The sequence below is a fragment of the Pseudomonas sp. R43(2017) genome (assembly GCF_002112345.1).
GTDB classification, from domain to species: Bacteria; Pseudomonadota; Gammaproteobacteria; order Pseudomonadales; family Pseudomonadaceae; genus Aquipseudomonas; species Aquipseudomonas kribbensis.
This window is the reverse complement of the sequence record NZ_NEHJ01000003.1, coordinates 107,802-121,819: the sequence shown is the minus strand read 5'-3', so window position 1 is coordinate 121,819 and position 14,018 is coordinate 107,802. Positions and strand designations below refer to the sequence as shown.

At 61.7% G+C, this 14,018-nt stretch carries 16 protein-coding genes; all 16 read right to left on the bottom strand.

The window, feature by feature from the left end:
• Nucleotides 1-6: 6 nt before the first annotated feature.
• A complete protein-coding gene (locus CAG02_RS08970; protein WP_085712884.1) occupies nt 7-606 on the bottom strand; it encodes a YmfQ family protein in 600 nt (199 codons plus the stop codon).
• Nucleotides 594-1,640: a baseplate J/gp47 family protein gene (locus CAG02_RS08965; protein ID WP_085712883.1), complete on the bottom strand. Its 1,047-nt coding sequence runs from the start codon at nt 1,638-1,640 to the stop codon at nt 594-596. The genes CAG02_RS08970 and CAG02_RS08965 overlap by 13 nt, the downstream gene beginning before the upstream one ends.
• On the bottom strand, nt 1,630-2,028 hold the full coding sequence (locus tag CAG02_RS08960; RefSeq protein WP_085712882.1) for a phage GP46 family protein: 399 nt from the start codon (nt 2,026-2,028) through the stop codon (nt 1,630-1,632). The genes CAG02_RS08965 and CAG02_RS08960 overlap by 11 nt, the downstream gene beginning before the upstream one ends.
• The gene (locus CAG02_RS08955) at nt 2,028-2,537 is read right to left on the bottom strand and encodes a phage baseplate assembly protein V (protein WP_085712881.1); all 510 of its coding nucleotides are present in this window, start codon (nt 2,535-2,537) and stop codon (nt 2,028-2,030) included. Before CAG02_RS08955 ends, CAG02_RS08960 begins: the two co-directional genes overlap by 1 nt.
• A gap of 29 nt (nt 2,538-2,566) precedes the next feature.
• Complete coding sequence (locus tag CAG02_RS08950) at nt 2,567-3,610, bottom strand: phage baseplate assembly protein (RefSeq protein WP_085712880.1); 1,044 nt, start codon at nt 3,608-3,610, stop codon at nt 2,567-2,569.
• A gap of 3 nt (nt 3,611-3,613) precedes the next feature.
• A complete protein-coding gene (locus CAG02_RS08945; protein WP_085712879.1) occupies nt 3,614-4,849 on the bottom strand; it encodes a DNA circularization protein in 1,236 nt (411 codons plus the stop codon).
• Nucleotides 4,836-6,944 (bottom strand): hypothetical protein, encoded by a 2,109-nt coding sequence (locus CAG02_RS08940; RefSeq protein WP_085712878.1) that lies wholly within the window; start codon nt 6,942-6,944, stop codon nt 4,836-4,838. Before CAG02_RS08940 ends, CAG02_RS08945 begins: the two co-directional genes overlap by 14 nt.
• A gap of 130 nt (nt 6,945-7,074) precedes the next feature.
• Nucleotides 7,075-7,371, bottom strand: coding sequence for a phage tail assembly protein (locus CAG02_RS08935; RefSeq protein WP_003222226.1), 297 nt, complete (start codon nt 7,369-7,371; stop codon nt 7,075-7,077).
• Complete coding sequence (locus CAG02_RS08930; RefSeq protein ID WP_007908779.1) at nt 7,368-7,715, bottom strand: phage tail tube protein; 348 nt, start codon at nt 7,713-7,715, stop codon at nt 7,368-7,370. The genes CAG02_RS08935 and CAG02_RS08930 overlap by 4 nt, the downstream gene beginning before the upstream one ends.
• 67 nt (nt 7,716-7,782) lie before the next feature.
• Nucleotides 7,783-9,279, bottom strand: a complete 1,497-nt coding sequence (locus tag CAG02_RS08925) for a phage tail sheath subtilisin-like domain-containing protein (RefSeq protein WP_085712877.1) — start codon at nt 9,277-9,279, stop codon at nt 7,783-7,785.
• A complete protein-coding gene (locus tag CAG02_RS08920) occupies nt 9,279-9,458 on the bottom strand; it encodes a DUF2635 domain-containing protein (RefSeq protein WP_007954893.1) in 180 nt (59 codons plus the stop codon). The genes CAG02_RS08925 and CAG02_RS08920 overlap by 1 nt, the downstream gene beginning before the upstream one ends.
• Nucleotides 9,455-10,039: a hypothetical protein gene (locus CAG02_RS08915; RefSeq protein ID WP_085712876.1), complete on the bottom strand. Its 585-nt coding sequence runs from the start codon at nt 10,037-10,039 to the stop codon at nt 9,455-9,457. The genes CAG02_RS08920 and CAG02_RS08915 overlap by 4 nt, the downstream gene beginning before the upstream one ends.
• A gap of 61 nt (nt 10,040-10,100) precedes the next feature.
• A complete protein-coding gene (locus CAG02_RS08910; RefSeq protein WP_085712875.1) occupies nt 10,101-11,129 on the bottom strand; it encodes a phage tail protein in 1,029 nt (342 codons plus the stop codon).
• 9 nt (nt 11,130-11,138) lie between these two features.
• Nucleotides 11,139-11,351 (bottom strand): tail protein X, encoded by a 213-nt coding sequence (locus CAG02_RS08905; RefSeq protein WP_085712874.1) that lies wholly within the window; start codon nt 11,349-11,351, stop codon nt 11,139-11,141.
• Nucleotides 11,344-11,727, bottom strand: a complete 384-nt coding sequence (locus CAG02_RS08900; RefSeq protein WP_085712873.1) for a phage tail protein — start codon at nt 11,725-11,727, stop codon at nt 11,344-11,346. Before CAG02_RS08900 ends, CAG02_RS08905 begins: the two co-directional genes overlap by 8 nt.
• Entirely contained in the window at nt 11,724-13,967 is a 2,244-nt protein-coding gene (locus CAG02_RS08895) for a phage tail tape measure protein (RefSeq protein WP_139831912.1), read from the bottom strand. Before CAG02_RS08895 ends, CAG02_RS08900 begins: the two co-directional genes overlap by 4 nt.
• Between the last annotated feature and the right edge of the window lie 51 nt (nt 13,968-14,018).

The following is a 14,018-nucleotide window of genomic DNA, read 5'->3' as shown; positions in this document are numbered from 1 at the left end:
TATTCCCTAGTCATAGTTGATGTGCACCTTGGTATGCGCCGGCGCCGCCCGATGGATCAGGCATTCAAGCGCCGAGCCCGGATTCACGCCGAAGCGTTCGCCCCAGTAACTCGCGCCGAAACGCCGGCCGAGCAGCAGCCGTCCACCGGTGTTGAGCGTCCACATGAACTGCGCTTCCCAGGTGCCCCAATGCGCCGCACCGAAACGCGAACGGCCCATGCGCGGGGCTTCGAGTTCGGTGATGGTGGCGTTGGGGTAACCCTGGCTTTTGGCGATTTCCAGGTAGTAGCCGACGGCCTGGCTGCCGACTGCGAGCAAGCGGCGGCGCACGGCGAGACGGCGGTCGTCGAACAGCGGTGTGGCGCCGAGGCACGGATCGGGCAGGTTCATCACCTGCTCCCAGTCCGGCACCAGTTCGCTGACGCCGGCCGGGTCCATCTCGTTGAGCAGATCGGCGGCGCGGGCGTCGAGGCGCGCCAGCTCGACGGCAACGCCTTGCAGCACTTCATCGAGTTCCGGCACTCGCTCCGGGTCCCACGCCGGGCCGCTGGGCAGCAGTGCGCGAAGCTGCGCCTGATATTGCGCAGCGGTTCTTATGCCCCCCATACGCAACCTCCGAAGGTGAGCAGTTCGCTTTGACCGGCAGGCACGTCAGCGGCCGGCGCGGTCAAGGTGTGATCGTACTCACCGCCGGCGCTGCTAATGGCTTCGCGGATATGGCTGATCAGCAACGGCACGCCGAGATCGGCTTCACGGTTGTGCAGGTCGCGCAACTGCGCTTCGACGGCGGCGCGCACGGCGGTGGTGTCCGGGTTGACGCTCTTGAAGCGGTACACCACCGGCACTTGAATCGGTCGCTGCACATGCACTTCCGCCGTCACCGGTCGCAGCGGTTCGATGTAGTCCTGGACTTCCGCCAGTTGCTCGTCGTTGGGCACCGGTTGCGGATCTTCATCACGCATGATGAACACCGTCACCGTGCCCGGCCCGAGCAGGCCACCACGGCACCAGGCGCGAGTTACGCCAGGCACTTCCAGTGCCCAGGTTTCGTAGTCACTGGCCGAGCCGCCGTGAGGGATAACGCGATAGGAGCGAATCACGCGCGAACGCAGCGACTCCAGACTCTCCCGCGCCACGCCGCCACTGAGGCCCGGCGCCAGCACGACAAAACTGTTGCCGACCACGCCGGTAACCGGCTGCACCGGAGTCAACGCCAGTCCGGCGTCGGCGTTGCCGAAGCTGCCGGCCTCCAGCGCCGCGATGGTGGTGGTGTTGTTGCCATTGACTGTGGTGCGCGCGGTGGTGACTTTGTAGGTACGACCATCGCTCGATTGCAGCAGCGTATCAACATCCAGTACCGCGCCCGCGGTTGCGGTAAAACTGACGCTGCCAGTGGCGACTTGCGCCGGTTTGCGCGGCTGGTTCAGGCGCAGCGCGGCGATGCGTTCCAGGGTCGATTCGTCGGCGGTGTCGGGCAGGATCTGCTCGGCAATCCAGTCAAGGTAGCCATACAGACCGTAAGCGGCACCACCGACGGTGCGGGCCAGGACTTGCGCATCGGACTGGCGCAGCGAATCGCCGGCCAGGTCGCTTTGGGTGCGCTTGATCAGCACCGGCAGCGAAGGGGTTTCAAACGGCATAGATCACCTGCCAACTGTTATCGGGGTTGATGTCCAGGCGTTCGCCGTCGGCCAGGGTCAGGACCGTACGCAGGTTCAGGCGCTGGGCGTCGAGGCGTTCGCTGATGATGTCGATGGCGCTGCAGTGGCCGTCGTCGATCAGCCATTGCAAGGCTTCGCGGGCATAGAACTCGGCGTCCATCTGGGTCTGCCGGGTCAGCTTGACCCGACGCAGCAGCCACAGCCGCGAGCCGATGCGGTCGTCGGCCACGGTGGGAAAGGTGTCGCCCCACCAGCCGTAACGCTCCTCGTCGTCGAGGGCATCGTCGTCGGCGGCGCGGCGCCAAGTGAACAGGCTGATCAGCACCGAGCGGGTCAGCGCGGCGTGGAGGTTTTGACTGAAGAGCATCACTGACCTCCCGCCGGCACACCGGTCTGACCGCTGCCGCCCTGCACGCCGCCATGCACGTGCTTGATCTGGCTGATGCCGCCGGCCAGCTGATCACCTTTGGAAACGATCTTGCCGGTCTGGTTGATCACCGGTGTGTCGAAGTTCACCGCGGTGCTGGCGCGGATGTTGAGCGTGGCGGTTTCGATATCGATGATCCGTCCGCGCTTGAAGTGGATCCTGTCGCCTTCGTCGGTGTAGATCGCCACTTCGCCGGCCGCCAGCGATTGCAGGCGATAACGGCGGTCGGCGACCACCAGCGCGATGGCGTGGGAACGGTCGCCACCGAGAAAGGTGACGACGCCTTCGGCACCGGCCAGCGGATGGCTGGTAAAGCCGTAGGGCTCGAAGTGCTCCATGTCGTCGTTCACTTCACCGGCGGTGAGGCGCATTTGCAGCGATTGCAGCTTGGAGGCCGAACTGGCGAGCACGACAGTGCCGCGCGCCAGCAGGCGTGTCAGTAGGCTCATAGGGTTTTCCTTGGAGGGCGGTGTCGGGCTCAGGTCTTTTTCGGGGGAGTCGGGTTCGCGTCGAAGGTATGCGGCGGCGCCACTTGCAGGGTGGTCACCGAACCTTGCGCCGACAGCGAATACGTCACCTTGGAAATCAGCATGTCTTCATCGAACCCGAGCACCGGATCCTTGACCCGCACCAAGGTGTTGTGACGCCACAAATCGCCATTGGACTGACGCCAGCCCTGCACCTGATAGGTAGTGGTCAGTGCCCGGCCCATGCGCGTCGCGCTCTCCCATTGCGCCCGTTGCTGGGCCAGTTCGAAGGTCAGTTGCGAGCCTTCGTTGATGATCGTGGTACGCCGGCGTTTGAAACTCAGGTCGGCCGCCGTCGATTCCACTTCGCTGGCCGCCGCCCCGCTCTTCTTGTCGTTGCCCTTCTGCTGGCCGATCACCCGGTATTCGGAAAACACCTGGCTGAAATCCATCGGTGCATTGGCCGAGAGAATGTTCTTGCCCAGTTCCAGCGCGTCACTGGCGCGGCCAGCGCTGCCGGGTTTGGCGAGTACCAGCCTGCCTTCGGCGTCATCGGTGGAAAACACCCGGTACAGCGAGAGCAGACGATCGATCGACTGAAACACCGTTTCACCCGGCACGATCGTGTGTTTGCTCAGACGTGCAGTTTCGGGAATCTCGTTGACCACAAACTGCGAGTATTCCCCGGCCAGGGCCTGGACGATGTTCAACAGCGATTGATCCTGCCATTGGCCGGGGATGTTTCGCGCCGCACAATCCACCAGATCCTGGGTCTTGGAACTGCCTTCGATGCTCAGGCTGATCTGCCGCCCGTCATAATTGATCGGGGCCTTGAACACATAACCGGTGAGCACCAGATCCTGGCCGATCCGCACTTCGCACGGGTCGCCGGCCTTGATCCGCTGATCCACGGTCTGCCCCGGCCATTGCCAGGTGATATCGAGTTTGAAGGTGCGGAACTGGCGCTCCAGGTCCGCGGTGATTTCCACGCTTTTCCAACCGCCGTATTCCATGCTGTTGACGGTCAGCGTCACGCGGTTGTCAGTCTCGTTCATGACTCACTCCCTGGAAACCTTGACTTCGTTGGGTGAGAAGCTCGGATGAAACAGACCGTTGCGCTGAATGACCTCGGTCACCCGAGTGGCATCGCCAAACTGCTTGTAGGCCACGACCAGCGCCGGAAAGGTTTCCTGGAAGGTTTTGCTCACCAGCCGCACACCGGACGAAGCCACAGCCTTGAGGTGCGCGATCAGCGCTTCCTTCACATCGGCGATGGCCTGGTAGTGCGCGGGATCGGCCTTGTCCTGGGCCTTTTGCAGCGCTTCGATCAGCTCTTTTTGCAACGCTTGCAGGTCATCGGTGACCGGCACTTCCTGACGGCTGACCGGCTGTTTCGACTGCTGATCCAGCGAAGGCGTCGACGACAGTTTCACCGGCGTCGAGGCCACCGGCATCGAGGCTACCCATTGCGCCGCTTTGACGATCAGGGTGTCCTGCACCAGATTGGCCAGGGCCTGCGCCGCAGCGGTGGTGTCCTTGCCGGTGGTGATTTTCGGGGCGTCGGCCTTGCGGATGGCTTCGATCTGTTGGGACACGTCGGCAATCACGCCACGGTAACCCTCCTTCGCGAATGCCTTCAGCTCTTTGATATCGCCGAGCAAGCCCTTGAACTCCGCAGCCACTTCCTTGGGCAGTTCCTTGACGGCCCTGACCAGTTCGGTGATCTGCTTGTACTGCGCGATCAGCGGCTTGAGCTGCTCCTTGATCATGTCATACACGCCGGTGAGGCTGTTGCGCAGATTGGCGATGCCGATCCGCGCCGCCTTGATCAGGGTCATCGCCTGTTCGAAGCGCGCCACCGCCGACCCGAGCAAACCGTCGGCCTTGATCAGCAGGACTTTCTGCGTGCTGACCGTCGCCGTCGGAAACGGCAGCGGCCGGTCCGGGTAGAACTTCAAGGAGAAGGTCACCATCCCGCCGTCCTGGCGGGTGTGGGTCATGTCGCACTCGCCGACCTTGACCTGCAAGCGGCCCAGCCACGGATGCACCAGTTCGCCGCTGCCCTGCTCCAGCGCCTGGAGCAGCTTGTCGCGCTGCTCCAGGCAATCGGCACCGATGATGAACGCCGTCAGGTCGTGGGTCTTGGCCTGCTGGCCGAGATCCTCGAAAAACGGCAGATCCCGTTGCGGATACTCATGCAACTGCCCCTTGCGACCGACCGGGGTTTTCGCCTGGTCGATCCAGAAGCCGACACCGCGAAAGGATGCCGGCAACAAACGGTCACGCCAGTTCATTGGAACCTCCTGCCGATAGCGAGCGATAGCCGATGCGCGAACTGAGCGCCAGCCCCGGTTGATTGGTTTGCGGTTGATCGGTGCGCAGCCCCGCCGGCGCGTTTTCGAAGCGCACCGTCAGGCCGCCTTCGAGTTGCGTGCGGTTGTTGGCGGCGCTTTGCTGGATCAGGGCGCTGGAGGATTGCGGCAACGGACTGGCCATTGCTGACGAGCCGGAAGCGGCCGCCGGGGATTGCCCGGTGATCGTCGCCACAACGCCGGAAAGATTGCCATTGAGCAATTCCCGGATCGGTGCGACGACACTCTGCAGTTTTGCCCACAGTTCGCTGAACCAGCCGAGAATCGGCTCCCAGGCTTGCTTGATCGACTCCATCGGCGACTGACTGAACAATGTGCCGAAGGCGTTCGCAACCGATAGTGCATCCGTGGTCAACGATGCCCACAAACCGGAAAAGTAACCCTTCAAACCATCCCACTGCGCTATCGCCGATTCCATCGGCGAGAAGTTGAACAGGTTCTGGAACTCGCTTTTCAGCGTCAGCGCACTCGCCCGCAACACATCCCAGAGCGCGGAAAAGACCTCGCCCAGCGGTTGCCAGTTGCTTTGAATCAGGGCAAACGGCGACCAGGAGAACGTTGACTTCAGTTGCTCCCACCCGGCTGAAGCGGTGGCTTTCAGGTTGTCCAGCACACCGGTAAACATCCCCAGAGCCGAACCCCACACGCCGGAAAATCTCTCTGCCAGCGAGCCATCGAACGTTGCCTTGAGCATGGCCCAACCGGCGGTCGCGCTGGTGGCTGCACGGTTCCAGAATCCGCTGAACACTGTTTGCGTGGAGTCCCAGACTTCGGCCAGTTTCGCCTTCGGCGAGGTGTACAGATTGGCTTTCAGCGCTTCCATGCCAGTCGCGGCTTTTGCTGCCGCGCTGTCCCAGAATTCGCTGAACACCGTTTGAGTCGAACCCCAGACCTCAGCCAGTTTCGCCTTCGGCGAGGTGTACAGATTGGCTTTCAGCGCTTCCATGCCAGTCGCGGCTTTTGCTGCCGCGCTGTCCCAGAACTCACCGAATACCGTTTGAGTCGCACCCCAGACCTCGGCCAGTTTCGCCTTGGGCGAGGTGTACAGATTGGCCTTCAGCGCTTCCAGACCGGCAACGCTACCGGCGACTGCGTCGTTCCAGTAATCCTTGATGACAGCGCCAGCGGAATCCCACAGCTCGCCCATCTTCGCCCCGAAGGCATCCAGGCGTGCAGACGCGCCCTCTGCAAGACGACTGGCACCGGCAACGGCGTCAGCCTTCATTTCTTCCCACTTTTGTTTGGCCGAGGCTTGCATCGAGTCGAATTTCAGCTTCGCACCCGTTGCCATTTCGTCCCAGCCTTTCTGAACCTTGTCGATACCGCGATGGGTTGCATCGCTGACCGACTGCCAGGTCTCGCTGAAGAATCCGCTGATCGACGCCCAATTGTCGGTAATCAGCCGCGCGCCAATCACGATCAGCGCCACCGCCGCCGCAATGGCCGCAGCAATCAGGCCGATCGGTGACGTCAGGATCCCCAACACCGCGACCAGCCCCATCGCCCCGACCGTCACCACCGTGAACGCCACCGCCGCTGCCGCCAGTCCCTCGACGAGGTACGGGTTGTTCGCGACGAACTGGCCAACCGAGGTAATCACGGGTGTCAACGCCGTGACGATGCCGTTGACGGCCGGCAGCAGCGCCTGACCGATATTCAGCGAAATCTTGTCCAGCGCCTCGTTGAATTTCTTGAGGTTGGCGGAGGTTTCGCCCTGAACGACCTTGGGGACTTTCAGCCCCTTGTTCGCCCGGACTTTTTTCGCCAGTGCATCCTGCGCTTCGATGGCCTTTTTGATGCCGTCCTGGAACGGCTTGAGCAGGCCACCTTCGGCGATGAAACCGGCGACGTCCAGCGGCTCGAGGCCGCTGTCTTCCATGCTTTTTTTGAATGCTGCGACCTTGCCGCGCAGCCCCTTCATCTCGGCCTCCATTTTCTCGGCGCCCTTGAGCACCACGAGCATGTTGACCGTGACGGGGAAGTTCTGCGGGATCAGGCTCAATTGTGTATTAGCCATCACTGCACCTGCTGCATCGCATTGATCCGTTGCGCGTGCTCCAGCGATTCGCGAAGCACATCCAGTGGCCTGGCCATCATCTGTTCGGGGTCAACCTTCCAGAACCAGGCCAGGTCATAGGCGACCGAAATCAGGTCGGTGATGGCTCCGACGCCGCACTCATGAAAAAACTCGCAACGGCCCAGCTCAGCGCGTTGAGGTCAGCCAGGTCCAGCTGGTTGACCGACGACGGCGGAATGCCGGCGCACACGGCGATGTATTTGGCCGCCACGTCCATGTCGAGGCTGACTTCTTCGCTCTTGTCGATCTTGTACGGCAGCGCCTTGATCGCTCGCACTTCCTGCACCGTCGGACGGCGCAGGACGAGTTCGGTCAGGGGCTCGCCGTGAGCTTCGATCGCAACTTGAAGCTTCACGGCGCCGCTCATTGCCAGGTCCCCTTGATGCCTTCGAATTTCAGTTCGATGGTGGCGTCATCGCCCTTGGAGACTGGCTCTTCGACCAGGTAGGCACCGGCCAGTACGTAGACTTTGCCGTTGCTGAATTCGCAGGTGACGGTGATGTCGGTGCCTTCGATCAGCTTCTTCAGCGGGAAGTCGGCGGTGTGCAGCGCGGTCACCTTGAACGATGGCGCGATGTCGGTTTCCTTGTAGAAACCCGGCACGACGGTTTCGCGTTTGACGGCCATCAGCGGGGCTTCGCAGCCGCCATTGATGGTCAGTTGTGCACCGTCGACCTTGACGTAGCAGGTGCCTGCAATCAGTTGACCCATGGTGTTACTCCCTTCAAATAAAAAGCCCACGCAAGGTGGGCTGGATTCACAGATTCAAACGGGCCGATCAGGCGACGTCGTCGTACTGCAGACGGAACTGGTTGAGCAGTGCGAACACGCGCAGACCGTTGATGTAATCCGGCGGGAACAGCACGTTCACGCGGCTCGGGTCCTGCACGTCGCGCTCGACGATCAGGTGCTCGGCGAACAGCTCGGCGTTTTCCACGTGGCCTTCCAGTTCGAGCTTGGCGTACTGGGCAATCAGCTCACCGCGAATGGTCGCCGGGGTGACGATCGGCTGACCGGCGCCGAAGCGGGTGCCGTCGGAGGCCAGTTTGTGGCGACCGTATTTGCTGGTGATCACGCTTTGCAGACGACGCACGATGAACGCCGACTGGTGCATGGTTTCGCTGTCCAGGTACGAGTTGTCAGCCTGGCCGTAGGCGTTTTTCTGGTAGGTGGTGATCGAGCGCTGGATGCGCACGTAGCCGCCTTCGTAGTAAGCGGTGGCGATGCCGTAGTTGAGCAGCGACTGACGCTCGGTCAGGGTGAAGCGCTCGCTGGCCGGAGCCGGATCTACGCCTGGCAGGCTGCCGCTCTGGGTCGGACGGCTGGCATCGGCGGAGATGAACACCGAAGTACGTGCAGCCAGTGCAGCGGCTTGTACCCACACCGGTTGCGGAACGCCCGGCTCCAGCGCCTGAATGGTCATGTGCTGGTCGTTACGCGCCTGACCCGCCGCCACCAGAGTGCCGACGGTGCCGCGCTTGGCGCTGTAGACGTGACCGAACAGTTGCTTGGCCCAGGACCAGCGACCGGTGCTGTCGTCCATCACCGCTTGCCAGGTGTTAAGGGTGGCCAGGTCGGACCAAGGCAGCGCGATGAATTCGAACGGCTCGTCACCCAGTGCTGCAACGGCCGCCACTTGATCCGGTACACCGACGCCGCCGGTCATGGCAGTGACGGCAGTGGTCAGGCCGGCCGGGGTTTCTTCGCCGTTGCTCTTGCCCAGGCGATTGAATTGCAGGCTGATGTCGTTGCCGCTCTCGCCGGTCCATTTGGCGTTCAGAGTGACGACGCCTTCGGCAGCCGCAGCGCTCACCGGCAGATCGGCGGTGGCGTTGATTTTCTGTGCCAGGGCGGTGGCCGCCTGAGCAGCGGTGGCACCGTTGACCACGGTGGCCTGGACGCGGACGCCGCCGACGTACAGGTTGAGAATGCCAGCCTGAGTCGCGGTGCCGGTCAGGGTCAGCACGCCTTTGGCGATGGCGCCGGTGGCGTTGTGCAGCGGCAGGCACCAGATCTCACCGATCGGGTCGGCCTTGCGGAAGGTCTCGTACATCGAGGCCAGCATCGAGCCCTGGCCGCCAATGCTCTTGGCCAGTGCCACGCTGGAAACCAGCACCAGTTTGCCGACTTCGCTCGGGGCGATGTTGTCGTTGACCTGCGCCACGATCAGGCGGCGCATGGACGAGGACGCGCTATTGGCGGCCGAGTTGTCCATTTCGGCATAGAACAGCGGTACACGAATGTCCGCAGGAATGTTGCTGAATCCGATCGCCATTATTTGGCTCCCTTTTGTTTAGCTGTTGCGGTTTTGAGGGTGATATCGCCGTCGGCCAGACGCCGGCGCCACCAGGCGCTGTCCAGCACTTCACGGCCTTCCAGTGGCAGCAGGTCGCCTGCTTCCGGGTCCGGCACGGCACGGCCGGCGGCCGGCACTACGGTGATGCGGTTGCTCATGGGGTTACGTCTCCAGAGAAAGTCATTTCCACGCGCCCGTCAGGGCCCGGGTGTTTCAGGTTGGGGTCGGCCGGGTCGATCGCATCGACCCGCACGGTGACCCCGGTAAAGGACGACAAACCGTCCAGTTCGCGTTCGTGCCAACTCTCCGCAGGCTGACTTGGCAGATTGCGGCCCAGCTGGAACTCGGCAAAAAAGCGCAGCCGGTAGAACGCGCGGCTGCTGTTGATCGAGACCGTTTCGCCGCCGTCATAAACGATGGCGCTGTAGTCGGAACCGGGTTTGAAACCCACCAGCGCACGCCACAGTTCGGCGCGCAGGTCGTGCAACAGATCCAGCGCTTTTGTGGCGTCCGTGGCATCAAGTGCCAGGATGATTTCGAAGCGGTCGCGGATCGGCTGGCTGGCGGAGTTCTGTGCGGTGCTGGCGCTGGCCAGGTCGGCCAGGGGTAAAACATGAGCCGACGGGGTCGGCAGATTCGGGTTGCCTTGCAGCAGCGCCAGGTCGACACCTGTCGCGATATGGCCGGCAAGGCTTGGGCATTGCGCACGCAGCTGCGTGAGGATCGGGGTGATCTTCATGGGGAGCGTTCCAGGATGTGTGAGTGGCCACAGTGATGCGTGTGGTGGTGAGACCGGAGGATCAGTCTTTGGCTTTTGCTTCGGGATCCCGGCCGTTTGCTTCGATCAAGCAGCGATAGCTTTCTTCGGGCTTGCCGCTGGCAGTCACCTTCTCGATCGACCAGCGCCCGCGCATGAAGTCGGGCCAAGTGTCATCGAGCACCAGCAGACCTTCGGCCACCAGCAGCGGATCACCCGGGCAAGTAACTTTCAGCGTGTATTTCTCGCGCAGCATCTTGCGCACTTCGGCTTCGCCGATGGCTTTGGCTTCTTCCACACTGGCCTGTTTCTGACGAACGATCTTGAAGGGCGCCTTGCCGGTTTTCACCTCCACCTGCTTGCCGGCATTGGTGTCCCAACAGCAGACTTTGCAACCCTGATTCTGGGTGCGGGCGGTCTCTTCCAGCGTGGCGCTGATGAAAGCGTGATCGCCCGGCCGATTGTTGTGGGTCACCGACAGCCTGACGTTCGGAATCACCTGACCCGACAGGGTTTTGAGCTGCGCCCGTTTCGCCAGCACGTAGAGGTCGTTGAACGGTTTGGCCACCGCGTCGTACTTTTTCGCCAGTCGCGTGATGAAACCCATGTCGGTTTCGTTCGACTGGTCGACATGAGCGATCCTGATCAGCGCCAGTTCTGGATCGACGCGCGGCGAGAATCCGTGCGGCTCGACCAGTTTGCGAAACAGCCCGCCAAGCGTCGTGGGGCCATGACTGGCCGTGCGCCGTTCCTTGAATCGGGTTTCGTCCTTGCCGCTGAAAGGCGCGGCGGTCGCGACCAGCGTCAGGCGCAGCGGGAACAGCGTCGGTGTCAGTCGAGTGATCCTGAACTGGCCTTTGTCGACCAGCCTGGATTCCAGATAGCCCACCCGCAATCCAATTTTCCCGCCGAGGGTCGGCAAGCCTTCAAGGCCTTCCAGGTCGAGCACCAGCGTCAATTGATCGGACTCCATCCCGGCAGCATCGATGTGTTCCCAACTGATCAGCCGCTGGTTCAGCAGGTCCTTGTTGGCGCCATAGATTTCGATCGCAGGCGTAAATCCCTGTGCCATGCAGCCTCCTTAATCCCAAGCCAGAACCGGTTTGATCGCGGCCGGTCTGCTATCGAGTTCCGGGAGTGTCACCCAGACACCCGCCGACAGAATCGGGCCGTGTTCGGCCAGGGTCGGGTTGAGTGTCCACAGGGCTTCTTCGGCGCTGTCATCGCTGCGACCGGTTTCGCGGTACAGCAGCAGATTGACCGAATCACCGGCTACGCTTCGTACCTTACGCATTGTTGAACTCCGTCAATACGATGACCCACTTGATCACCATCGCGGTGCCGTCATCGATGACCTCGCTCTGGTTTTCGTCGATGCTGGTGATCCGCCACAAACCCCAGTTGCGACCAATGCCGTCAATCAGCGGCAGCGGCACTCTCAGTGCTTGCAGCGCGCGCAGCTCATCGAGCCGGTCCATCGCCACGGCGTACATCGAGGTGCCACCGATGGTCAGGGTTTCGGGTTTCTGTCCTGTCTGGTGGGATCTGGGTTTGCTGTTGAGGATCTGCAGCTCGGTCCAGCCGCCCTCGGATTTTCGCGACAGCGTGCTGTACGCAAAATCCCGGGACAGGCCGAAGATGAAACTGCCCAGTGCCATTTGTTGTTTCATGTACCGGCTCCGTCAGTCAGGGCTGCATCACGACGCGTCCCGAGTGGGTTAGCGCCCATCAGCAGCGGCATGAATTGGCCATGGAATTGACCGGAAATCTGTTGCTCGATAATCGACTGAATCTGTTGGGCAGTGTCGGGGGCAGGACAGGTGACCTGGATCAGAGGAGAGAACGAAACGCTCTGGTTTTGTGTCTGCGCACTGGACAGACTTTTGGCAACGTCTGCGGGTGGGGCAAGCTTGTCCTTTTCTGATTCGGGGGCAAGTTTTTCACCGAGCCACGAACCGCCCACGCTGCCCGCGGTGCTGCCGATGATGCCGCCCACCAAGCCGCCGATCGCGGTGCCGATAATGGGAACGAAGCTGCCGATCATCGCGCCCGCCACGGCGCCGGCATAACCGCCCGCCAGGCTGCCGCCCGCCGAGCCTATTGCTCCGCCGACCGCTTTGTTGTCGCCATCCTGGATGCCTTTGAGCACGTCGGGAACCGCGGTGACCACTGTCAAAAGTGCGTTGGACTTGGTGAATCCTTTGGCTGCACTGTTCGCGTCCTTAAAGCGACTGCCCCATGTCTGGGGCGATGCATCCACATTCGCAGCCAACTTCATTTCCGCCTTCGCCCCGGCCTTTGCCTTCTCTCCCTTCTTCGGCTTTTTCGGCTTTTGCTCAGACGAATTGGCGGAGGCGCTATCGGTAGATCCGGCAGCAACAGGTTTACCGTCGGGGCCAACGCCGGCTGCGCGATCCACGATTTCGATGAGGGGCCCCGCTCCCGCCGTCACCAACAGCTTCGTTGCTGCATTACGCAAGGCCGAAGCCATCGCAACCTTGATTTGCGCCCCCCGGGAAACAGCGATCACCCCTACCAGTGCGAGCAGGGCTGCTGTGGCCTTTGGTTGCTCCTCGGCAAAGCTGCTTATCCCGCTGACCACACTGTCCAGCGTAACGACCAGACCATCAACCAGATTGGTCAGTGAACTACCCAGAGCCGTGGACAATCGGGTCGCACTGGCGTCGAGCGCATTCCATCGTCCTTGCGAGGTTTCACCCAGCTCCGTGGCCGTTCTGGCCACAGAACCGACGTACGCGGGTTTCGATTCCGACTTCGGGTCTTGGCCAGGAACCAGAGAAAACGCCTTCTGCACGTCCTCAGGCTTCTTCAGCAATTTAACGATCGCATCATCGTTACCGAAGAGAGCCTTCGTCAGTGACTCTCGCTCTTTCTCATCTGACTTACCCTTGAGCGCTTCCAGTAACTTATTGATAGTGGCGGGGGCGTCCGTGCGCATTCCGCTGGCCACGGTTTCAGGGGTCAGATCTTTAACGCCCAGTTTCGTCCAGGCAGCGCGCTGCTCTTGCGTCGCAGCCTCGCCCTTGGCCAGTACCGCGGTGAACGCATTCAACCCGGCGCCGGCACTGGCCTTGTCTGCACCACTGTTTAGAAAAGCGGCGGCCAACGCAGCAATCTGCTCAGGCTTGAGCCCCGTGGCCATCGCTTTTTCGCCGGAGTTCTGAACGACTGAACCGATGTCGGCGGCTTTGGCATCCAGCCCGCTGTGACCCAGGTAGTTGCTGGCATCAGCCAGTCGCTGGCTTTGCGTGCGATCAAGCTTCATCGCCGACTGCCACGCCAGCATCATTTCGCCAGCCGTTTTTACATCAACACCGAATGCCGAGGCATTGATGGCGGCGTCACGAGCAAAACCCGTCAGTGCATCCGCTTTCTGCTTGCCCTCAAGACCGTCGCCAACGCCGGACCTGGCCGCTGCCAGTTGAACCTTCAGCAGATCCACAGCGGTCGCCCCGCTCGGAGCGACCTGTTTGTCGCTGGTCATCTTCTGGGTGTCTTGCGAAAGTGCCCGAAGTTGATCCTTGTCCAGCTTCACGATCTGATTGAGTTCAAGCAGGGCCATTTGGTTGGCCATTGAGGCTTGCATGAACTTCAGCGGTGAACGTTGTTCTACCTCGGCCTTGAGTTTCGACTTCGGTTCGCTCGCCGCAGGTGCAGCAACGCCAGTCTTGAACAACGACTGTTGGGCGGCAAATACCTCCCGCAGCTTGACCTGTTCCTGGGTCAGTAAACGAATATCCGCACTAGCCATGGCCAGTGCCAGACTCAAATCCACCAGCGGTGTGCCGAGACTGTCGGGCGCTATTGATCCACCCGCCAGTCTGACGTTGCCGAACGCCATGCTTCCAATCTCGCTGGCGAGCATCGGCGCATACTTCGTATCTGCCATGCCGCTCTACTCCTGTTTCACGCCAAGGCGAGTGATCGCTATGTCGTAGCG